Source organism: Arthrobacter sp. QXT-31 (assembly GCF_001969265.1).
GTDB lineage: Bacteria > Actinomycetota > Actinomycetes > Actinomycetales > Micrococcaceae > Arthrobacter.
In genome coordinates this window covers 437,421-458,188 of record NZ_CP019304.1, presented here as the reverse complement: position 1 = coordinate 458,188, position 20,768 = coordinate 437,421, and the positions used below count along the sequence as shown (strand labels likewise).

The following is a 20,768-nucleotide window of genomic DNA, read 5'->3' as shown; positions in this document are numbered from 1 at the left end:
TGCTTGGATCCCTGGATTTGCCGAGGTTGGCAGGCCGGGAACCCGGAGGGCATACCGGTCGTTGACGGGGCAGGAACAACCGGTTCCGACCTGTCTGGACGTTGGCCTACTTAAGGAGGTCGTGATGCCGCTCTCGGAGCACGAACAGAAGCTGCTCGAGCAACTCGAGAGGCAACTGCATGAGGACGATCCCAAGTTCGCCAATTCCATGGGCTCGGATCCCGGCCGCAGCTGGTCCACCCGGCACATTGTGATTGGCGTACTGGCCACGCTGGCCGGGGTGCTGCTCCTCCTTGTTGGGGTTTCCCTGCAGAACATCTTCGTAGGGGTCCTCGGGTTTGTTGTCATGGGTGCCGGGGTTTACTTTGCCACGATGCGCAGCGCTGCGGCGGGCAAAGCGAAGGCCGGCGGGCATGGCCGAAAGTCAAAGGGTAAGAGCTCCTTCATGAACAGCCTCGAAGAACGCTGGGACGAAAGGCGCCGCGGGGAGTCCTGAGCACTGCTCCACTTCCCACCACGCCTGCCCCGCACCAGCCTCCACTTCGCACCACCTGGTCATCCCCGGTGGGTGCCAAATAGACCAGGAATGACCCGCCACGGCGGGTCATTCCGCTTTAAACCGCGGATTTAGGCCCGAGCCGCCGCCGTTGGACGATCCCGCACAGAGGGGCGGGGCACCCTGGCTGAGCCTGAAAGGGAGCGATTTCCCTCCACTTCCCACCCCCGCCCAAAAATCCGCGTCATTCCGGGCAAAACTGTTTCTCCAAACCGCGGAGAAATGCCTGTGTCACGTTGACTGTGGGGAGAAGTGGAGTAAAGTGGAGCGCGTAAGAGGGTAGTGGCAGCGCGGGGGTTGTTCGGCTTCTGACGGCAGACGGGCGGTGGGGACGTGTTCCTTGGGACACACTCGCCGCGTCTTGACGAAAAGGGCAGGATCATTCTTCCCGCCAAGTTCCGTGAGGAGCTTGCCGGCGGACTTGTTCTCACGCGAGGCCAGGAGCGCTGCATCTACGTCTTCAGCGAGCAGGAATTCGCGAGGGTCCACGAGCAGATCAGGGAGGCACCGATCTCCAACAAGCAGGCTCGTGACTACATCCGGGTTTTTCTCTCTGGAGCCTCAGACGAGGTGCCTGACAAGCAGGGGCGCGTGACCATACCTCCCGCGCTCCGGGAGTACGCAGGGCTCGGCAGGGAGTTGGCCGTTATTGGGGCCGGCACCCGGGCGGAGATCTGGGATGCCCAAGCCTGGAATGCGTACCTGGCGGAGAAGGAAACCTCCTTCTCCGAGACCGACAACCCCATCGCCGGCATCCTTTAGGCCGGCACGAGTCCGGATTTGTTTCTTGGACGAGATCTCCAGCCGCCCATCCTTCCGGCTACCTGGCTCACTTCCCCGGAGCCAGGCAGTCAGCGGGATAGGCGCGGATGGGGATCTGGCCCAAGAAACCCGGCATAAGAGATTCCCAGGCGCTCAAGGAAGGACGAAGGCGTGACAGAACCCGGCCAGCCAAAGCCAACGTCCGAACGCCATGTGCCGGTCCTGAAGGACCGGTGCATCAATCTGTTGGCGCCCGGATTCGAGGCAGCACGCTCGCGCGGTGAAACGCCGGTGGTCATCGACGCCACGCTCGGGATGGGCGGGCACTCCGAAGCCATGCTCCAGCGTTTCCCGGACCTGCACCTCGTGGGGATCGACCGCGACGAGGAAGCCTTGGCGCTGGCGGGGGAGCGGCTCGAGCCCTTTGCGGCCCGCACCGACCTGGTCCACGCCGTGTACGACGAAATCGCCGAGGTGCTTGAGGACCTCGGCATTCCCGAGGTCCACGGCATCCTGATGGACCTCGGCGTCTCGTCCCTCCAGCTTGACGAGCGTGAACGCGGTTTCGCCTATTCCTTTGACGCACCGCTGGACATGCGGATGGACACCAGCCGCGGCCAGACGGCGGCGGATGTCGTCAACACCTACAGCGAAGAAGAGCTCGTCAGGATCATCCGCAAGTGGGGTGAGGAAAAGTTCGCCGGGCGCATCGCCAACAGGATCGTCGCCGCCCGCGCAGTGAAGCCGTTCACCACCACCGGGGAACTCGTCGAACAGATCCGCGCTGTGGTTCCGGCCGCCGCCGCCAAGTCCGGCGGACACCCGGCCAAACGCACCTTCCAGGCGCTGCGCATCGAAGTCAACGAGGAACTGGACGTCCTCGAGCGCGCGGTGCCGGCGGCCGTGGATGCAATTGCGCTTGGCGGCCGGATCGTCGTGATGTCCTACCACTCCCTGGAAGACAAGATCGTCAAGGGCGTCTTCCAGTCCCGCTCCAAATCATCAGCTCCGCTCGGGTTCCCGGTGGAGCTTGAAGAACACAAGGCCGAACTCAAAACCCTGACCAAGGGCACCGAGGTGCCCACCGCCGTCGAAATCGCAGAGAATTCGCGTGCAGCATCAGCCCGGCTGCGCGCAGTGGAACGCATCAGAGCCAGGAGAGCAACATGAGCACCTCAGCTGCCAAGAACCTCGCCCTTCCGTCCGGCCCGAGCGTCCAGGGTATAGGTGAGCAGGCCGGCCTTCCGGGTTCGGCCCGCAAGGCGCGCACCCCGCTTTCCCTGGTCCGGTCCGCGCCGAGGAAGCGCCGCGCTCCTTTTGTTGTACTCTGCTTCGGCATGCTGGCAGCGGCGCTGATCGCGGTGCTGGTGCTCAACATCTCCGTGTCCACAGCGCAGTACCAGCTGGTCAAGCTCCGTGCCGAACAGACGGCGCTCACCAAGCAGAACCAGGACCTGACACAGCAGGTCCAAAACTTCGAGGCTCCCCAGAATCTGGCTGCCAAGGCCGCAGAATTGGGAATGGTTGCCTCCACCGGCAAGGGACAGATCGACCTTTCCACGCTGACCGTCAGCGGGGATGCCAAGCCGGCGGTAAAGGGGGACCGCGCGGGAGCGGTGATTGCCGCCCCCGCCGTCCCCGGTCAGCTGAACGTGGTCCCGCCTGCCAGCTCGGGCGAGCCGCTGGCAAGCAGGGTGCCGGCAGCCGGTGAAACGGCGGCCGCACAGCCGGAGACCAAGGAAGCGGATGCCAAGCCGGCCGAACCGGCGGCTGCCGCCAAGCCGGCGGCCCTGTACGGCGGCACCATTCCGGCTCCGGAGCAAAGGACGCCGGGTCAGTAGGGAAGGAACAGGCGGCTGGTAGGCCGCATGGCAAGCAGTAGGGGATGAGCGTGGCGCAAGGCAAGGGCAAAACAGGCAAGAAGAAAGTTGCTAACGCCACCAAGAGACTCCGCCTGGGACTCAGTATCATGCTTGCATTGCTGCTGGTGGTCGGTGGAAAGCTCTTCCTGGTCCAGGGGCTTGACGTCGGGGGCATGGCAGAAGCTGCCTTGGATAACCGGCTGCGCCCCACCGTGCTGCCGGCCGAGCGGGGCAGCATCCTGGACGCCAACGGAACAGTGCTGGCCAACAGCGTCATCCGCTACAACATCACCGTTGACCAGTCCGTAAACACCAAGACCGAATCCTTCAAACGGCTTGAAACGGTGAACGGCAAGGACGAGCTCGTTACCGTGTCCCGTGACCAGGGGATCGCGGAGCTCGCCTCCGTCCTGGGCATGGACGTTGAGGACGTGCGCAAATCCGTCACCGGCACCAGGACCTACTACATCGTGGCCAAGGATCTCCGGCCCGACGTCGAAAACCGGGTTTCGGAACTGCAGATCCCGGGCATCTTCTCCGAAGGAACCAGCAAGCGTGTGTACCCGAACGGGTCAGTGGCCGGCGGCATTGTGGGCTTCCTGGAAAACGGAACCACCGGTCAGGCAGGCCTCGAGCAGACCCAGGACGGGATTCTGCGCGGCACTCCCGGCAAACGCGTGTTTGAAATCGGCGCCGACGGCCTCCGTATCCCCGTGGGCATCGACGAACTGACGCCCGCGCAGGATGGCAAGGACGTCAAGCTCACCCTGAACTCCGACCTCCAGTACTTCGCCCAGCAGGCCATCCAGACCCAGACTGACAAGCTCAGCGCCGAGTGGGGTGTCATCATCGTCTCTGAGGCGAAGACCGGCAACATCATCGCCATGGCCGACACCAACACGCCCGACCCCAACGACCCCGGCAAGGTGGCTGCCAAGGACCGCGGCGTGCGCTCCGTCACCGCTGCCTACGAGCCCGGGTCCGTGGAAAAGATGATCACAGCGGCCGCCGTCATCGAAGAGGGCAAGGCCAAACCGCTTGACACCTTTGTGATCCCGCCGTCCCTGGTGGTGGACGGCCAGCAGTTCGATGACTCCTTCTCCCACGGGACCGAGAAGCGGACCCTGGCGGGCATCCTGGGCTGGTCCATGAACACCGGCACCGTGATGGCAGGCCAGCGGCTCACCAAGGAGCAACGCTACGACTGGCTGAAGAAATTCGGCATCGGCGAGGCACCGGAGATCGGCCTGCCGGCGGAAGCGAAGGGCATCCTGACCCCGGCTGACCAGTGGGACGGCCGCCAGCAGTACACGGTGCTGTTCGGGCAGGGGGTCTCGCAGTCCACCCTGCAGACGGTCCGCGCCTACCAGACCATCGCCAATGACGGCGTGATGCTGCAGCCGCGGCTCATCGACAGCTACATCAGCCCTGACGGAACAGAGGAGAAGGTGGCGGCCAAGCCGTCCCGGAGGGTGGTCTCGGAGGAGACGGCACAGGATGTCAGGGACATCCTCGAAAGCGCTGTGACCGAGGGCCAGATCAAGGAGGCCGCGATCGACGGCTACCGGGTCGGGGCCAAGACGGGTACCTCGCAATCGCCCTGTGATGACGGGACCGCCGGCTTCTGCGGTTACACCGCCTCCATGGTGGGAATGGCGCCGATGGACGATCCGCGGTTTATTGTTGAGGTGGTCCTGCAGCGTCCCAAGGGGTCGATTTACGGAATCACCAACGGCCCCGTGTTCCGCTCGGTCATGGGCCAGGCACTGCGGATGTACAACGTTCCGCCGTCCAAGGGAACGCCCGTGAGGCTGCCCCAGTATGCCAAATAACGGCGTACGCCCAATGAGGCAGTACGCCACGTAACGCCCGCCAAGAGAGACCGCGGTACGGCTGGACAAACAGTTCTGTCGTGTCCGTGGTCCACTAGCACCAACGGAGATTCAGTTGTCACAGCACCATGACCCCGGCACTGCCGACGCCCCGGAGGGGCAGGCATCCAGGAGCGGCTTCAGGCCCACCGCCGTCGCCGCCGTCGAGCTGGGTGTCATCGGCCAGTCAGTCGGCGTCGCAGTAGCCGGGGCCGCCGAATCCATTCCGGTCACCGGCATCTCACTGAACTCACGGACCGTGGAACGCGGGGACCTGTATGTTGCCCTGCCCGGGGCGTCCCGGCACGGGGCTGACTTCGCCAAGACGGCCATCGAGTCCGGCGCGGTCGCGGTGCTGACGGACGACGCCGGCGGGAAGCTCCTTGCCGTAGGGCATGACATTGCCGTCCCCGTCCTTGTAGTGGCCGAGCCCCGCAGCGTGGTGGGCCGCCTGTCCAAGCTGATCTACCGGAGCCAGGACGCGGACCTCCCGGGCCCCTCGATGTTCGGCGTGACCGGCACCAACGGAAAAACCACCACCACCTACTTCATCAACGCCCTGCTGCAGGCGATGGGCAAGAAGACCGGACTCATCGGCACCATCGAGATCCTGGCCGGGGGTGACCCGATTCCCAGCCTCCTGACCACGCCGGAATCCACCGACGTGCATGCCCTGCTTGCCCTCATGCGTGAACGCGGACTGGACGCCGCGTCCATGGAGGTCTCCTCGCACGCCGTTTCGTTCCGCCGGGTGGACGGCGTGGTCTTCGACGTCGCCGGTTTCACCAACCTCAGCCAGGACCACCTGGACCTGCACGGCACCATGGAGGAGTACTACCGGACCAAGGCGGAGCTGTTTACCGCCGGACGCGCCAGGGCCGCCGTCGTGACGGTCGACGACGAGTGGGGACGGCGGCTTGCCGCCGAGACTGAGCTCCCGGTCACCACGCTGGCAACCCTCCAGCCCGGCAGCCGGCCCGAAGGCGAAGAAAACTTTGCGGTGGCCGACTGGACCGTGACCTCCCCGAAGCCCCTCGGCCTCGGCACCGAATTCATCCTCCGCAGCCGGGAAGGCGCGGAACTGCGCGTGCATACGGGCCTGCCCGGCGCGTTCAACGTCTCCAACGCGGCCCTGGCCCTGACCATGGTGCTCGCCGGCGGCGCAGACCCGGCCGAGGTGCAGGCAGCACTGGACGCCAGGGATCCCTTCACGGTGGCAGTTCCCGGCCGCATGCAGCTCGTGTCCACCCGGCCGGCCGCCGTCGTGGACTTCGCCCACAACACCGATGCACTGGCGCGGGCCCTGGAGGCGGTCCGCTCCCCGGAGCCCGCTTCCAAGGTGATCGTCGTTTTCGGTGCCACCGGCCAGCGCGACCAGGGCAAGCGCCCTTCCATGGGCGCCATCGCCGCCCGGCTTGCCGACGTCGTGATCGTCAGCGATGACGACCCCCACGATGAGGATGCCGCGGCGATCCGCGCGGACGTGCTGGTGGGGGCGACGGACGCCAAGGAAGCCGAGCAGCTCGACTGCAGGATCATGGAAGTTTTCCCCCGGGATGCCGCCATCCGGGAGGCCGTCAGCCTCGCTGCTCCGGAGGACACCATCCTGGTCGCGGGGCGCGGGCACGAAGTGTGGCAGGAGGTCAAGGGAGTCAACCTTGCCCTCGACGACAGGGTGGAACTACGGAACGCCTTGACGGCACGAGGATTCACCGTTCTCCAAGACGACGGGATAGAGTCCTAGACCGACATGATTGAACTAACTGCGGCGGAAATCGCCGAAATCACCAGCGGCCGCCTGCTCGCCGACCCCGACGTCACCCCCGGATCCGTGGTGACCGACTCCCGGGAGGCCGTTGCCGGCTCCCTCTACGTGGCCAAACCCGGCGAAAACGCAGACGGGCACAGCTTTGTGGGGGCGGCCTTTGACCGCGGCGCCGTTCTGGCGCTCACCGAGCGTGAAATCAAGGACGACGCCGGCCGGACGTATCCGTCTGTCCTCGTCGAGGACGCGGTACTGGCCCTGGGAGCCCTCGCGGCCGAGGCTGTCCGGCGGATCAGGCACCACCGCGAGGCGGCCGGTGAACAACTGACCGTCATCGGCATCACAGGCTCAGCCGGCAAGACCACCACCAAGGACCTGCTCGCGGGCATCCTGGCCGGCGAGGGGACCACGGTTTCACCGCAGGGTTCCTACAACGGCGAGGTCGGCGTGCCCCTCACCGTGTTCCAGGCGGGTCTTGACACCCGGTTCCTGGTGATCGAGATGGGCGCCACCGGCATCGGACACATCCGCTACCTGGCCGACATGGTCCGTCCGGAGATCGGTGTGGTGCTCGGAGTGGGAACAGCCCACGCCGGCGAATTCGGCGGCGTGGAAAACATCGCCACCGCCAAGGGTGAACTGGCCGAGGCCCTGCCCGTGGAGGGCACGGCAGTGCTCAACCTTGACGACCCCCGCGTTGCCGCCATGGCCGAGCGCACCCGGGCCACCGTTCTTGGTTTTTCCTCCCGGGATGCCCAGCCGGATGCTCCGGCCGTCCGGGCGGCCCAGCTGGACACCAACGCTTCAGGAAACCCGGAGTTCGACCTCGAAGTGCCGGGGGAGCCCACTGTCCGGGTCAGCAGCAAGCTGATCGGCGAACACCACGTGGCCAATCTCCTCGCCGCCGCGGCCGCCGCGCACGCCGCCGGCGTTCCGGCCGACAGGATCAGCGCCTCCCTGAGTTCCCAGTCCGCTGCCAGCCGCTGGCGCATGGAGCGGACCGAACGGCCCGACGGCGTCACCGTCATCAACGACGCCTACAACGCCAACCCGGAATCCATGCGCGCAGCGCTGCGCACGCTGGCCGACCTCGGCCGCGGCCGCCGCACCTGGGCCGTGCTCGGCGCCATGCTGGAACTGGGTGACGATTCGATCCGCGAGCACACGGCCGTCGGCACGCAGGTGGTGCGGCTGAATATCTCGCGCCTCCTGGTGGTGGGCCGGGAAGCGCGTTCGCTGTACGTCTCCGCCGTGCAGGAAGGGTCCTGGGGCGACGAATGCATGTTCGCCGAGACCGCCGACGAAGCCTACGAACTGCTGCAGGAGCAGCTCGAACCCGGCGACCTGGTGCTCTTCAAGTCCTCGAACAGCGTGGGACTGCGGCACTTGGGCGATCGGATAGCATTACCCCCACATGCCACCCCCACATCTGCCAATGAAGGGAGCGAGCTGCTGTGATTGCACTTCTGATCGGCGCTGGCCTGGCCCTGCTGCTGGCACTGGTGGGCACCCCGCTGTTCATCCGTTTGCTGGTGCACAAGAGTTATGGCCAGTTCATCCGCGACGACGGGCCGACGTCGCACCACACCAAACGCGGCACACCCACCATGGGCGGCACCGTGGTGGTGGGTTCGGTGCTGCTGAGCTACGGCGCAACGCACCTCATCATGTGGCTCATGAACCCCCGGTCGCCCGGGCCGTCCGCCTCCGCGCTCCTCCTGCTGTTCCTGATGGTGGGCATGGGCCTGGTGGGGTTCCTGGACGACTTCATCAAGATTTCACGGCAGCGCAGCCTGGGCCTGAACGCCAAGGCCAAGCTGATCCTGCAGGCGGCGGTGGGCATCATCTTCGCCGTCATGGCGCTCTACTTCCCGGACGCGGACGGGGTCACCCCGGCATCCACCAAGATCTCGCTGGTCCGCGACATCCCGTGGCTTGACCTGGCGTTCGGCGGCACCGTGCTCGGGGCCATTCTCTTTGTGGTCTGGTCAAACCTGATCGTCACCGCGGCCACCAACGGCGTCAACCTCACCGACGGCCTCGACGGGCTGGCTGCCGGCGCCGCCATCATGGTGTTCGGCGCCTACACGCTCATCGGCATCTGGCAGAGCAACCAGGCCTGCGGCTCGCCCCGCGAGGCCGGCAGCGGCTGCTACTCCGTTCGGGATCCCCTGGACCTTGCACTGCTGGCTGCCATCATGAGCGCCGCGCTGGTGGGCTTCCTGTGGTGGAACACCTCGCCGGCCAAGATCTTCATGGGCGACACCGGCTCCCTCGCGATCGGCGGTGCCATCGCAGGGTTCGCCATCCTCTCCCGCACCGAACTGCTGCTCGCCTTCATCGGCGGCCTGTTCGTCCTCATCACGCTTTCCGTCATCATCCAGGTGGGCTACTTCAAAGTCACCAAGGGCAAGCGCTTCTTCAAGATGGCGCCGCTGCAGCACCACTTCGAACTCAAGGGCTGGGCGGAAGTCACCGTGGTTGTCCGGTTCTGGATCCTCGCCGGCCTGTTCGTCGCCGCGGGTCTTGGCATCTTCTACGCAGAATGGGTGGTCCTGCTGTGAACGTACCCCACACCGACGCATCAGGTTCCGCTGCAACGGGCCCTGCTGCAACGGGCTCCGCCCGGCTGAAAGACCTCGTCAGCTGGGACTCCGACTGGGCCGGGCTGCGCGTTGTGGTCACCGGGATCGGTGTCTCGGGCTTCGCGGCCGCGGACACACTGATCGAACTCGGCGCCCGCGTGGTGGTGGTCGACGGCGCCACCACGGAAACAGCCCGGGCCAAGGCGGACACGCTGCGGATCGTCGGCGCGGCCGACGTGCTCCTGGGGGAGGACGCCGTCCGCACGCTGCCCAAGATTGACGGCCAGAAGCCCGAACTCGTGGTCACCTCGCCCGGCTGGCGGCCGGACCAGGCGCTGCTCGCGGCTGCCGCCCGCGCCCACATCCCGGTCTGGGGCGACGTCGAACTTGCTTGGCGCCTGCGCGTCCGCGAGGGCCGGAAAACCGCCGACTGGCTCACCATCACCGGCACGAACGGCAAAACGACGACGGTGGGCCTGACCGAGTCGATGCTGCGGGCCGCGGGCCTGAAGGCGATAGCGGTGGGCAACGTCGGCACGCCCATCCTCGATGCCCTGCGCGACCCGGTGGAGTATGACGTCTTCGCGGTGGAACTCTCCAGCTTCCAGCTGCACTGGTCCGAGTCGGTTTCGGCGGTGGCCAGCGTGTGCCTGAATGTCGCCGAGGACCACGTGGACTGGCACGGCTCCTACGAGTCCTACCTTGCCGACAAGGCCAAGATCTACGAAAACACGCAGAAGGCCTGCATCTACAACGACGAGCAGATCGAAACCGAGCGCATGGTGGAGGACGCCGACGTGGTGGAAGGCTGCCGGGCTGTCGCCTTCACCACCCTGACGCCTGCCATCAGCATGCTCGGCGTCGTGGAGGGCCTGCTCGTCGACCGCGCCTTCATCGCCGAACGGAAGGACAGCGCCGCCGAACTGGCCACCATGTCCGACCTTGGGCCGGTGGCACCCCGCCACATGGTAGCCAACGCCCTGGCCGCAGCGGGCCTGGTGCGGGCTTACGGCGTCAGCCCCGAGCACGTGCGCGAGGGACTCCAGGCGTACATTCCCGGGAGCCACCGCATCCAGCCGGTCGCGAAGCAGCACGGCGTCCTCTGGATCAACGATTCCAAGGCCACCAACCCGCATGCCGCCTCGGCGTCCCTGGCCGCGTTCGATCCGGTGGTGTGGATCGCCGGCGGACTGTCCAAGGGTGTCAGCTACGACGACCTCGTCCGCGACCACGCGCGCCGTCTGAAGGCGGTCGTGCTGATCGGCAAGGACACTGCATCACTGGAAGAGTCCCTGCAGCGACACGCACCGGATGTCCCGGTCATCCGGCAGGCGGCAGGCCACACTGAAATTGTGCAGTCAGCCGGAACCGGACATGACGCCGCACCGGATTCAGCCGAAACCGGGGAGGCAGTGATGGCACGGGCCGTCGCATCGGCGGCACAGCTCGCCGTCTCGGGTGACACTGTGCTGATGGCCCCGGCTGCTGCATCCATGGATCAGTTCTCTTCCTACGCTCACCGTGGCGATGCCTTCATCGCGGCGGTCCGCGAGCTCGTGGAAGGGGAGGCCCGGACCGGCAAGGAGTAAGAATGGCCAGCACGCCCACCCGTCCTGCGGCCGCCCGGAAACGGCCGGGGGAGAACGCCGGACAGGCTGCTGCGCCGACGACTCCGGCGTCGAGGATTCCCGCATCCAGGCTTCCCGCGGCCGGCCGGCTGCGGCGGTGGTACCGGCGTTTCTGGTCCGCCCTCGAAGGAACCGGCAAGTCCCGCAACGGTTCCACCTACTACCTCATCCTCGGCACCACGCTGGCCCTGACCGCCATCGGCATCATGATGGTGCTGTCGGCGTCCAGCGTGGAGGCCATCGCCGCGGGCGAGTCGCCTTACACCGCCGCCCTCAAGCAGGGCCTGTTCGCCGGAATCGGCATCTTCGGCATGTTCATGCTGTCCCGGATCAACGTGGTGTGGCTCAAGCGCCTCGCCTGGCCGGGCATCATCATCGCCTACGCCCTGCTGGGGCTCGTGCTGGTGATCGGCACCAGCGTCAACGGCAACAAGAACTGGATCGACATCGGCGGGTTCTTCACCCTGCAGCCTTCCGAGGCGGCCAAGCTGGCCCTGGCCTTGTGGATGGCTACCGTGCTGGCCAAGAAGGCGTCGCTGCTGCACCGGTGGGGGCACGCCGTGGTCCCCGTGGTGCCCATAGCAGGCGGGATCATCGGCCTGGTTCTGTTCGGGAACGACCTGGGCACCGGCATGATCATCATGCTCATTACGGCGGCCGCCCTGTTCTTCGCCGGGGTGCGCCTGTACCTGTTCGGATTCGCGGCCGTGGGACTCGGCGCGGTCATGGCATTCATGGCCATGACCAGCTCCAACCGGGTCTGCCGCATCACCTCGTGGTGGACCGGCCAGAGCTGCGGCGATGGCATCGACGCCAACTACCAGTCCACCAACGGTCTCTACGGGCTGGCCTCCGGCGGCTGGTTCGGCGTCGGGCTCGGCCAGAGCCGGCAGAAGTACAGCTGGATCCCCGAGGCGCACAACGACTTCATCTTCGCCATCATCGGTGAGGAGCTGGGGCTGGTGGGGACCGTCGTCGTCCTGGTCCTTTTCGCCATCCTGGGTGCGGCCATCTACCGCGTGGTGGTGGCCCAGGAGGATCTGTTCCACCGGGTGCTTGCCGGAACCATCATGGTGTGGCTGCTCGGCCAGGGCACGGTCAACATGGCCGTTGTTACCGGCCTCATGCCGGTGATCGGTGTTCCCCTTCCGTTCATCTCCTACGGCGGTTCGGCGCTGCTGATGTCGCTCTGCGCGATCGGCGTAGTGTTGTCACTGGCCCGCGAGCAGATGGCACCCAACATCCGTCCCCGGAAACTGCTCGGCCCGTGGCGTAAGCCCGGGCGCAAGAAAACCAGCACGAAAGCGTAAACCAGCACCTGATGAAAACCGAGTCCTTGTCCGTGGTCCTCGCCGGCGGCGGAACAGCAGGCCATATCAACCCACTGCTGGCCATTGCCGCGGCTATCCGCGAAGCCCGCCCCGACGCCCGGCTGCTCGCCGTCGGAACAGCCGCCGGCATGGAAACCCGGCTGGTCCCGGCCGCGGGCGTGGAACTGGCCACCATCGACCGTGTCCCGTTCCCGCGGAAGCCCTCGGCGGATCTGCTCCGCCTGCCGGGACGCCTCGCCGGCGCCGTCCGCCAGGCTGGGCGCATCCTCGACGACGCCGCGGCGGACGTCCTCGTGGGCGTGGGCGGCTACGTCTGCACACCCATGTACCTCGCTGCCTGGCGGCGGAAGATTCCCATTGTCATCCATGAGGCAAACACCCGGCCGGGCCTGGCCAACCGGGTCGGGGCGCGGCTGAGCCGGCACGTGGCGGTGGCCTTCGCCGGCACGCCGCTGCGCCATGGCCGCCACGTGTGGATGCCCATGCGCCGCGAAGTCTCCGCCATGGTCAGGGCAACCGCGCGCGAGGGCGCCCTGCGAGCCCTTAACCTGCAGCCTGGCAAGCCGGTCCTCATCGTCACCGGAGGCTCGTCCGGGGCGCAAAGCATCAATCGCACCGTGGCGGCGTCGCTCGACGCACTCTCCGCCGCCGGCGTGCAGACGATCCACATCACCGGCCGCGGCAAGTCCATAATGGACCCGGACGGCAACACGCTCAGCGCCGACGGCTACCGGCAGCTCGAATACGTGGACGGCATGGAGACCGTTTACGCCGCTGCCGACCTGCTGTTGGCCCGCTCCGGCGCGGCCACCGTGAGCGAGGTCGCCGCCGTCGGTGTTCCCGCCGTTTTCGTGCCGCTGCCTATCGGCAACGGCGAGCAGGCACTGAACGCCCGCGGCTTGGTGAATGCCGGCGGTGCCCTGCTGGTTGCGGACCGCGATTTCACCCCGGAATGGGTCCGCACCAGCCTTATCCCGCTGCTGACGGACCGCTCCCGGCTCGACACGATGGCGGCGAACGCGGAGAACCTTGGCATCCGAAATGCCGACCAGCTCATGGCAGACCTCGTACTGGAAGCGGTATCCAAATGACCACCAACGCAGCAGCCAGCCAGGAATCACTGGGCCGCGTGCACTTCATCGGAATCGGCGGCGTGGGCATGTCCGCCGTCGCCAGGATCATGGTGGCGCGCGGGGTTCCCGTCAGCGGTTCCGATGCCAAGGACCTGCCGGTCATGAAGGAGCTCGCCGCCGCCGGCGCCCGGATCTGCGTGGGCTACGACGCCGGCAACCTCGGCGACGCCCAGACGGTCGTGGCCGGCTCGGCGATCCGCGCCGACAACCCGGAACTGGAAGCCGCGCGGGCCGCCGGGCTGCCGGTGCTGCACCGCTCTGAAGCCCTGGCCGCCACCATGGGCGACGACCTCGTGGTGACTGTTGCCGGTACCCACGGGAAGTCCACCACCACCTCCATGATCACCGTGCTGCTGCAGGGCGCGGGCCTGGATCCCTCGTTTGCGATCGGTGCCAATGTGCCCGCGCTCGGCGTCAACGCGGCCAACGGCAGCTCCCGGGTGTTCGTCGCGGAGGCGGACGAATCCGACGGTTCGTTCCTGAACTACCGCCCGCAGATCGCCGTCGTCACCAATGTGGAACCGGACCACCTGGACCACTACGGCACGGCTGAAGCCGTGTATGAATCCTTCGACCGGTTCACCGCGCTGCTGCCCGCCGACGGTGTGCTGGTGGCGTGCGCGGACGACGCCGGCGCACACGCCCTCGCGCTGCGCACCCGCGAACGGGGCAATACCCGCGTCGTGCTGTACGGCACGTCCGAGGCCGCCGACCTCCGGCTCGACGACGGCGGCCCGGGCAGGGTGGCCATCACGACGGCGGGCGGCCGGTTCCCGCTGGCACTGCAGGTCCCGGGACGCCACAACGCGCTGAACGCTGCCGCTGCCATGGCGGTGGCACTGGAACTCGGCGTGGACGCCCAGGCCGCCGCCTCCGCCCTCGCCCACTTTTCCGGCGCGTCGCGGCGGTTCGAATACAAGGGCGAGAGCCGGGGCGTGCGCGTGTACGACGACTACGCCCACCACCCGACCGAGGTCCGCGCGGCGCTGGCCGCGGCCCGGTCGGTGGCCGGCGAGCACAAGGTGCACGTCCTGTTCCAGCCGCACCTGTTCTCCCGGACGCGCGAGTTCGCCGCAGAGTTCGCCGACGCCCTCAAGGCTGCGGACACCGCCCTGGTGCTGGACATCTACCCGGCCCGCGAGGACCCCATCCCCGGTGTTACCAGCGCCCTCATCACCGAGCATCTGGGCGCCGGCGGCAGCCTGGTGGGAGCAGGGGAGGCCGTTGCCGCCCTGGCCGCCGCCGCGCAGCCGGGCGACATCATCCTCACCGCAGGTGCCGGGGACGTCACCGCCTACGGGCCGCTCATCGTGGAGTCCCTCGGTGGCTAGCACCCGCCGGCCCACCTACCGTCCGGCCAAGCCGGCCACCCGGGACGCTGATGCTGCCCGGGAGGCTGATGTGAAGCCCGACGGCGGGAAGCCGGCCGTGATCACGGCCTCCAAGGTCGTTCCGGAGGGCACGGCACAGAACGGCACGGCACAGAACGGCACGGCACAGAACGGCAGGACACAGAAGAGTCAGTCCAAGGGCAAGCCTCAGGACACGCCGGCCAAAGCGTCCTGGCCGCGGCTGAAAGGCCCGGCCGCAAGCAAACCGGGAACCAAGGCGGCGGACGGCGCGTCCGCGGGCACTGCGTCCCCGGCCAGTACTTCCCCGGACAATGTGCTGGCCTTTCCCGAACCCCGCGGCCGGCGCATCAGGCGCAATGTCATCGTCGCAGCCTGTGTCACCGCTGCCATTGTGGCGGGGCTCATCGTCGCTGCCATCTACTCGCCTGTGCTGGCGGTGCAAAGCGTGAGCGTCACCGGCACGAAGCTCCTCAAGCCCGCCCAGGTGCAGGCCGCACTCAAGCCGCTGCTGGGCACGCCGCTGCCGCAGGTCAGCGACTCCCAGGTCGACTCGCTGCTGAAGCCGCTCGTCCAGATCAAGTCCGTCAAGACCCAGGCCCATCCGCCGTCGGTCCTCGTGGTGCAGGTCCAGGAGCGCGTCCCGGTCGCCCTCGTCAAGCGCGGCAAGGAGTACATGCTCGTGGACGTCGACGGCGTGAGGCTTGGCACCACCGCCGACCCCGCCTCGGTGAAGCTGCCGGTGATTGACGGCGGAGCCGGCACCATCGGCAAGGAGCTGTTCCAGGCCACCGCCGAGGTCCTCGGCGCGCTGCCGGCCAACGTGCTTGCCAAGCTCTCCAACGCCTCCGCCAAGTCCGTCGACGCGGTGGAGCTGAAGCTGCTGGACGGCCAGACCGTCATCTGGGGCAACGCGGGGGAGAAGGAGCTCAAGGCGCGCGTGCTCGAGGCGCTGCTCAAGGTGCCGGCCGACCCCGCGAACCCGGTCAACACCTATGACGTGAGCGTGCCGCGGCATCCGGTGACACGGTGATGCGACAAGGTGATGCCGGTGTATTTCACGGGGATTAGGACGACACGCGGTGGCGGTTATTGAATGTAGCCAGCATAGGAAATAGCGTCACAGACGTGAGTTACTTGACATAACTATAACCTTCAAGTGGAGGGTTAAGGTTTAGGAACTTCAAGGTTCAGGGCTTCAAGCCCGACTCCATCAGTTTTCGCAATAGGACACTAACAAGGGACACGTAACGTGGCAGCTCCGCAGAATTACTTGGCCGTCATCAAGGTCGTCGGCATCGGCGGCGGTGGCGTGAACGCAGTCAACCGCATGATCGAGGTGGGTCTCCGCGGTGTCGAATTCATAGCTATTAACACCGATGCCCAGGCCCTGCTGATGAGTGACGCCGACGTTAAGCTCGACGTCGGACGCGAGCTGACGCGCGGGCTGGGTGCCGGGGCCAATCCCGAGGTCGGCAAGCAGGCTGCCGAGGACCACGCCGACGAGATCGAGGAAGTCCTCCGCGGTGCCGACATGGTCTTCGTGACCGCCGGTGAAGGCGGCGGCACTGGAACCGGCGGCGCGCCCGTCGTTGCCCGCATTGCGCGCTCCCTTGGCGCCCTGACCATCGGTGTGGTCACCCGCCCGTTCACCTTCGAGGGGCGGCGCCGTGCAGGCTCCGCGGAGGCAGGCATCGACGCCCTGCGCGACGAAGTGGACACGCTGATCGTGATCCCCAACGACCGCCTGCTGTCCATCAGCGACCGCAACGTCTCCGTCCTGGACGCCTTCCGCTCCGCTGACCAGGTCCTGCTGTCCGGTGTCCAGGGCATCACGGACCTCATCACCACCCCCGGCCTGATCAACCTTGACTTCGCCGACGTCAAGTCCGTCATGCAGGGTGCAGGCTCGGCCCTGATGGGCATCGGTTCGGCCCGCGGCGAGGACCGCGCGGTCAAGGCAGCCGAGCTCGCCATTGCCTCCCCGCTGCTCGAGGCCTCCATCGACGGCGCCCACGGTGTCCTGCTGTCCATCCAGGGCGGCTCCGATCTCGGCCTGTTCGAGATCAACGAGGCCGCACGCCTGGTGCAGGAAGTTGCCCACCCCGAAGCCAACATCATCTTCGGCGCGGTCATCGACGACGCCCTCGGCGATGAAGCCCGCGTCACCGTCATTGCGGCCGGCTTCGACGACGTCAAGGCCACCTCGCCGTCCATGGACCAGTCGCAGCAGCAGGCTGCGCCGCAGCGCCCCGCCGTTCCGGCGGCTGCGCCGCAGAGCCAGCCGTCCGCGGGCAACCAGCAGGTCCACGTCCAGCCCGTGCACGCCGGTGTCGGTGCCGCAGGCCTGAGCAGCTGGGGCCAGCAGCGCCCGTCGGCTGTCCCCGCAGACTCGGGCTTCGACGTCGACCTTCCGTCTGTGGTGGAGCCCGACCTGACCGGCAGCCGGTCTGACGACCTCGACGTCCCTGATTTCCTGAAGTAGGAGGCTGCCGGGCGGACATCCGCCCGGCAGTTACCCCTTTTCCTGACCCTGACTGCCGGAGTTCCGATTGTTTTTGTGGCGTGCTGAAGTGAAGCCGGGTGTGTCCGTGGCGTTCACCGATACGGATGCCGGCAACCTCGCCCTGCACGTGGGCGACGACGCCGGCGCGGTGCTGCGCCGCAGGGCCCGCCTTGAGGAAACCACCGGCGTCGCTCCGCGCAGGTTCCAGTACATGAACCAGGTCCATGGCAACGAAGTGTCCCTTGTCGTTGAACCTGAAGTTATTGACTCTGGTGCCGTCGGTGATACGCCGACGGCCGACGCGCTCGTTTCGCTCGGCGGGCCGCTTGCCGTGATGGTGGCGGACTGCATTCCCCTGGTCCTGGTGGGCTCCGCGGCTTCAGGCCCGGTGCTGGCTGCCGTGCATGCCGGGCGGCCCGGTTTGTTCTCCGGCGTCATTCCGGCGGCGGTGGAACAAATGCGCTCCGCCGGCGCCACCGATATCCGGGCCTGGCTTGGGCCGTCCGTCTGCGGCAACTGCTACGAGGTACCCGCTGAACTCCGCGACGAGGTCTCTGCCGTCCTCCCGTCGGCACGGTCAACCACGTCCTGGGGAACTCCGGCACTTGACCTTCCGGGCGGAGCCGCCAGCCAGCTCGAGGCCCTGGGCGTTCCCATCGAGTACCGCGGGCCGTGCACGCTTGAAAGCGACTCCCTGTTTTCCTACCGCCGCGACTCCCGGTCCGGCCGCTTCGCCGGGCTGGTGTGGACCCATGACTGAAAACGCGGTACCCGGGGATGCCCGGACAGTACAGCTGCAGGAACGCCTGGATGCCGTACGCCAGCGTATCGACCGTGCCACCACGGCGGCCGGCCGCGGAGGCAACCCTCCACGGCTGATAGTGGTCAGTAAGTTCCACCCGGCTGAGGACGTGCGGCGGCTGGCCGCGCTCGGGGTCAAGGACTTCGGGGAGAACCGGGACCAGGAAGCGTCCGCAAAGGCCGAGGAACTTGAGGGCCTGGACCTCACTTGGCACTTCGTGGGGCAGCTCCAGAGCAAGAAGTCCAAGACGGTGGTCCGCTACGCGTCTGCCGTTCACTCCGTGGATCGCGCCCAGCTGGTGACTGCCCTGGAGCGGGCCATGGTCGCCCAGCAGGAACTGACCGGCCGCGGCGACCTCGACTGCTTCATCCAGGTGAGCCTGGATGAGGACGCCGGAGCCCACCGCGGCGGGGCGGCCCCTGACGAGGTGCCGCAGTTGGCGGAGCAGCTTGAAGCCGCGGGCGGCCTTCGCCTGGCAGGCGTCATGGCGGTGGCGCCACTCGGGGCGGATCCCGACCGGGCCTTCGAAAAACTGCTCGGCATTTCAACTGGCCTGCAGCGGGATTTCCCCGGCGCCTCAGGTATTTCGGCCGGCATGAGCCAGGACCTGGAAGCCGCTGTCCGATTCGGTGCGACACACCTCCGAATTGGCTCAGATATTCTCGGTTCCCGCCCGGCCGTGCGGTAGCGTCTGTCGTGTTGGAAGAGAATGGCGGGGATTCCAATGCTGTCTTGACTTTTGGGCGGCCCGCTTCCGGACACGATTAGGAGTCGACCATGGCTGGCGCTCTGCGCAAGACAATGATCTATCTTGGGCTCGCCGACGGCGATGAACACTACGAGTCTGAGCTTTCCACCCAGCAAAAGGACGAGGACAACTCCATGGAGCATGACCGCGAAGAGCGCCGCGCACCGGCGCCGCTCCGGGAGGTCACCCGTGAAGCGCCACCAGCTGCCGAAGAGGAATACCGCGCACCCGTGACACCCATCAAGCGTGCGGCATCGAGCCGCGAAGAGACCACCGGACTGCGGCAGATCACCACGATTCACCCGCGCTCCTACAACGACGCCAAGCTCATCGGCGAAAGCTTCCGTGACGGCATCCCCGTCATCATGAACGTGACGGACATGGGGGAGGCGGACGCCAAGCGGTTGGTCGACTTCTCCGCCGGCCTCGTCTTCGGTCTGCGCGGAAGCATCGAGCGCGTGACCAACAAGGTTTTCCTGCTGTCGCCGTCGTACGTTGAAGTCATCGGAGATGACAAGAAAGCCAGCGACGGCACCGCCAGTTTCTTCAACCAAAGCTAAAAAGGCTCTCCGGATGCCAGGCAGGGACGCACCTGCCTGGCATCCGTGCTGAAATAGTGGAAGTGCTGAAAACTAGGGCAGCACAATCAGGCAGGAACCCCAGGGCACGGAGGTGCCCGCGATGAACATGGAGACAATGGGTTAGCTCATGGGAATACTATTCGGGCTCGTCTACATCGTCCTGCTGTTCATTTTCGTCGCCTTGATCGTCCGCCTCGTCTATGACTGGGTCCAGATGTTCGCCCGGGAATGGCGTCCCCGCGGGGTAGCATTGGTGGCGGCCCATGCGGTCTATTCAGTGACCGATCCGCCGCTGAAGGTCCTGCGCCGCCTTATCCCGCCGCTGCGGCTGGGCGGCGTATCGCTGGACCTCGGGTTCCTGGTGCTGTTCATCGGCCTGAGCATTGCCATGGCGATCACCAAGTCATTTGCATAACTTCATATCAGCTTGCGGCGCTGGGGGATCCGCTGGGATCCCCGGGCGCAAAAGACCTTTTGTTCGACGCCACGGTGTTGAATTAGAGGAACCAGACCATATTTAGGTACCGTAGTTTTGACGGCCGGAAGGCCTCCTGACGAACTAGACCAACGAGGTGACCAGATGGCTTTGACGCCAGAAGACGTTGTCAACAAGCGCTTTCAGCCGACCAAGTTCCGCGAAGGCTATGACCAGGACGAAGTTGACGACTTCCTGGACGAGATCGTCGTCGAACTGCGGCGCCTGAACCAGGAGAACGAAGAACTTCGCAAGAAGCTCGCCGAAGTCGGCTCCGGATCGCCGGCAGCCACCTCCGCCGTCGCCCCCGTCGTCGAGAAGGTCCCCACGCCGTCCAAGGCCGAAAAGGACGAAGCACGCGCAAAGGCAGAAGCCGAGGCCAAGGCCGCCGAAGCTGCCAAGAAGAAGGAAACCGAGCAGGCAGCGCCCGTCGCAGCCCAGGCACCCGTCACCAGCACCAACGTCTCCGAGTCCGCTGCCGGCCTGCTGGCCATGGCGCAGCAGATGCACGACCGCCACGTTGCCGAGGGCCAGCAGCAGCGCGACAAGATCATCGCCGAGGCGCAGATTGAAGCCAGCAGCCTGGTCAACGACGCGCAGGAGAAGTCCCGCAAGATTCTGGGGGCACTGGAGCAGCAGCGTTCGGTCCTCGAGCGCAAGGTTGAGCAGCTGCGCGGCTTCGAACGCGACTACCGCTCACGCCTGAAGGCTTACATCGAAGGCCAGCTGCGCGACCTCGACGCCCGCGGTTCCGTTGCCGCCCCTGAGGTTGGCGAAAGCAGCAGCGCCGCCGTTTAGCACGTATTCTGAAGGC

Annotated in this window: 19 protein-coding genes; all 19 read left to right on the top strand. The window is 66.5% G+C overall.

Annotated elements, in window-relative coordinates:
* The first annotated feature begins 124 nt into the window (after window positions 1-124).
* Window positions 125-496, top strand: a complete 372-nt coding sequence (locus BWQ92_RS02200) for a DUF3040 domain-containing protein (RefSeq protein ID WP_076798038.1) — start codon at window positions 125-127, stop codon at window positions 494-496.
* 393 nt (window positions 497-889) lie between these two features.
* Window positions 890-1,318 (top strand): division/cell wall cluster transcriptional repressor MraZ, encoded by a 429-nt coding sequence (gene mraZ / locus BWQ92_RS02195; RefSeq protein WP_076798037.1) that lies wholly within the window; start codon window positions 890-892, stop codon window positions 1,316-1,318.
* Between the two features lie 171 nt (window positions 1,319-1,489).
* Window positions 1,490-2,488, top strand: a complete 999-nt coding sequence (rsmH, locus tag BWQ92_RS02190; RefSeq protein ID WP_076798036.1) for a 16S rRNA (cytosine(1402)-N(4))-methyltransferase RsmH — start codon at window positions 1,490-1,492, stop codon at window positions 2,486-2,488.
* Window positions 2,485-3,159: a hypothetical protein gene (locus BWQ92_RS02185; protein WP_076798035.1), complete on the top strand. Its 675-nt coding sequence runs from the start codon at window positions 2,485-2,487 to the stop codon at window positions 3,157-3,159. The genes rsmH and BWQ92_RS02185 overlap by 4 nt, the downstream gene beginning before the upstream one ends.
* Window positions 3,160-3,203: 44 nt before the next feature.
* Entirely contained in the window at window positions 3,204-5,012 is a 1,809-nt protein-coding gene (locus BWQ92_RS02180; RefSeq protein ID WP_157365085.1) for a peptidoglycan D,D-transpeptidase FtsI family protein, read from the top strand.
* 115 nt (window positions 5,013-5,127) lie between these two features.
* Window positions 5,128-6,795 carry a UDP-N-acetylmuramoyl-L-alanyl-D-glutamate--2,6-diaminopimelate ligase gene (locus tag BWQ92_RS02175; protein ID WP_076798034.1) on the top strand — a complete coding sequence of 556 codons (1,668 nt, stop codon included), beginning with the start codon at window positions 5,128-5,130 and terminating at the stop codon, window positions 6,793-6,795.
* 6 nt (window positions 6,796-6,801) lie between these two features.
* On the top strand, window positions 6,802-8,274 hold the full coding sequence (locus tag BWQ92_RS02170; protein WP_076798033.1) for a UDP-N-acetylmuramoyl-tripeptide--D-alanyl-D-alanine ligase: 1,473 nt from the start codon (window positions 6,802-6,804) through the stop codon (window positions 8,272-8,274).
* The gene (gene mraY, locus BWQ92_RS02165) at window positions 8,271-9,380 is read left to right on the top strand and encodes a phospho-N-acetylmuramoyl-pentapeptide-transferase (RefSeq protein ID WP_076798032.1); all 1,110 of its coding nucleotides are present in this window, start codon (window positions 8,271-8,273) and stop codon (window positions 9,378-9,380) included. The genes BWQ92_RS02170 and mraY overlap by 4 nt, the downstream gene beginning before the upstream one ends.
* Window positions 9,362-10,990, top strand: a complete 1,629-nt coding sequence (murD, locus tag BWQ92_RS02160; protein ID WP_076798031.1) for a UDP-N-acetylmuramoyl-L-alanine--D-glutamate ligase — start codon at window positions 9,362-9,364, stop codon at window positions 10,988-10,990. The genes mraY and murD overlap by 19 nt, the downstream gene beginning before the upstream one ends.
* Window positions 10,991-10,992: 2 nt before the next feature.
* Window positions 10,993-12,339: a putative lipid II flippase FtsW gene (gene ftsW, locus BWQ92_RS02155; protein ID WP_076798030.1), complete on the top strand. Its 1,347-nt coding sequence runs from the start codon at window positions 10,993-10,995 to the stop codon at window positions 12,337-12,339.
* Window positions 12,340-12,350: 11 nt separating this feature from the next.
* Window positions 12,351-13,451: an undecaprenyldiphospho-muramoylpentapeptide beta-N-acetylglucosaminyltransferase gene (murG, locus tag BWQ92_RS02150; RefSeq protein WP_076798029.1), complete on the top strand. Its 1,101-nt coding sequence runs from the start codon at window positions 12,351-12,353 to the stop codon at window positions 13,449-13,451.
* Complete coding sequence (gene murC, locus BWQ92_RS02145) at window positions 13,448-14,824, top strand: UDP-N-acetylmuramate--L-alanine ligase (protein WP_076798028.1); 1,377 nt, start codon at window positions 13,448-13,450, stop codon at window positions 14,822-14,824. Before murG ends, murC begins: the two co-directional genes overlap by 4 nt.
* A complete protein-coding gene (locus BWQ92_RS02140) occupies window positions 14,817-15,875 on the top strand; it encodes a cell division protein FtsQ/DivIB (protein ID WP_076798027.1) in 1,059 nt (352 codons plus the stop codon). Before murC ends, BWQ92_RS02140 begins: the two co-directional genes overlap by 8 nt.
* A gap of 219 nt (window positions 15,876-16,094) precedes the next feature.
* Window positions 16,095-17,327 (top strand): cell division protein FtsZ, encoded by a 1,233-nt coding sequence (gene ftsZ, locus BWQ92_RS02135; protein ID WP_076798026.1) that lies wholly within the window; start codon window positions 16,095-16,097, stop codon window positions 17,325-17,327.
* 67 nt (window positions 17,328-17,394) lie between these two features.
* Window positions 17,395-18,108: a polyphenol oxidase family protein gene (locus BWQ92_RS02130; protein WP_076798025.1), complete on the top strand. Its 714-nt coding sequence runs from the start codon at window positions 17,395-17,397 to the stop codon at window positions 18,106-18,108.
* A complete protein-coding gene (locus BWQ92_RS02125) occupies window positions 18,101-18,838 on the top strand; it encodes a YggS family pyridoxal phosphate-dependent enzyme (RefSeq protein ID WP_076798024.1) in 738 nt (245 codons plus the stop codon). The genes BWQ92_RS02130 and BWQ92_RS02125 overlap by 8 nt, the downstream gene beginning before the upstream one ends.
* Before the next feature lie 89 nt (window positions 18,839-18,927).
* Entirely contained in the window at window positions 18,928-19,458 is a 531-nt protein-coding gene (locus BWQ92_RS02120) for a cell division protein SepF (protein ID WP_076798023.1), read from the top strand.
* Between the two features lie 148 nt (window positions 19,459-19,606).
* Window positions 19,607-19,894 (top strand): YggT family protein, encoded by a 288-nt coding sequence (locus tag BWQ92_RS02115; RefSeq protein ID WP_003801741.1) that lies wholly within the window; start codon window positions 19,607-19,609, stop codon window positions 19,892-19,894.
* A gap of 165 nt (window positions 19,895-20,059) precedes the next feature.
* A complete protein-coding gene (locus BWQ92_RS02110; protein ID WP_076798022.1) occupies window positions 20,060-20,752 on the top strand; it encodes a DivIVA domain-containing protein in 693 nt (230 codons plus the stop codon).
* Window positions 20,753-20,768: the final 16 nt, after the last annotated feature.

Bases quoted from the DNA above. Each gene is read 5' to 3' on its own strand.
- BWQ92_RS02200 (WP_076798038.1), top strand. From the start codon at position 125: ATGCCGCTCTCGGAGCACGAACAGAAGCTGCTCGAGCAACTCGAGAGG.
- BWQ92_RS02185 (WP_076798035.1), top strand. From the start codon at position 2,485: ATGAGCACCTCAGCTGCCAAGAACCTCGCCCTTCCGTCCGGCCCGAGC.
- BWQ92_RS02180 (WP_157365085.1), top strand. From the start codon at position 3,204: ATGAGCGTGGCGCAAGGCAAGGGCAAAACAGGCAAGAAGAAAGTTGCT.
- BWQ92_RS02170 (WP_076798033.1), top strand. From the start codon at position 6,802: ATGATTGAACTAACTGCGGCGGAAATCGCCGAAATCACCAGCGGCCGC.
- murD (WP_076798031.1), top strand. From the start codon at position 9,362: ATGGGTGGTCCTGCTGTGAACGTACCCCACACCGACGCATCAGGTTCC.
- ftsW (WP_076798030.1), top strand. From the start codon at position 10,993: ATGGCCAGCACGCCCACCCGTCCTGCGGCCGCCCGGAAACGGCCGGGG.
- murG (WP_076798029.1), top strand. From the start codon at position 12,351: ATGAAAACCGAGTCCTTGTCCGTGGTCCTCGCCGGCGGCGGAACAGCA.
- murC (WP_076798028.1), top strand. From the start codon at position 13,448: ATGACCACCAACGCAGCAGCCAGCCAGGAATCACTGGGCCGCGTGCAC.
- BWQ92_RS02125 (WP_076798024.1), top strand. From the start codon at position 18,101: ATGACTGAAAACGCGGTACCCGGGGATGCCCGGACAGTACAGCTGCAG.
- BWQ92_RS02120 (WP_076798023.1), top strand. From the start codon at position 18,928: ATGGCTGGCGCTCTGCGCAAGACAATGATCTATCTTGGGCTCGCCGAC.
- BWQ92_RS02115 (WP_003801741.1), top strand. From the start codon at position 19,607: ATGGGAATACTATTCGGGCTCGTCTACATCGTCCTGCTGTTCATTTTC.
- BWQ92_RS02110 (WP_076798022.1), top strand. From the start codon at position 20,060: ATGGCTTTGACGCCAGAAGACGTTGTCAACAAGCGCTTTCAGCCGACC.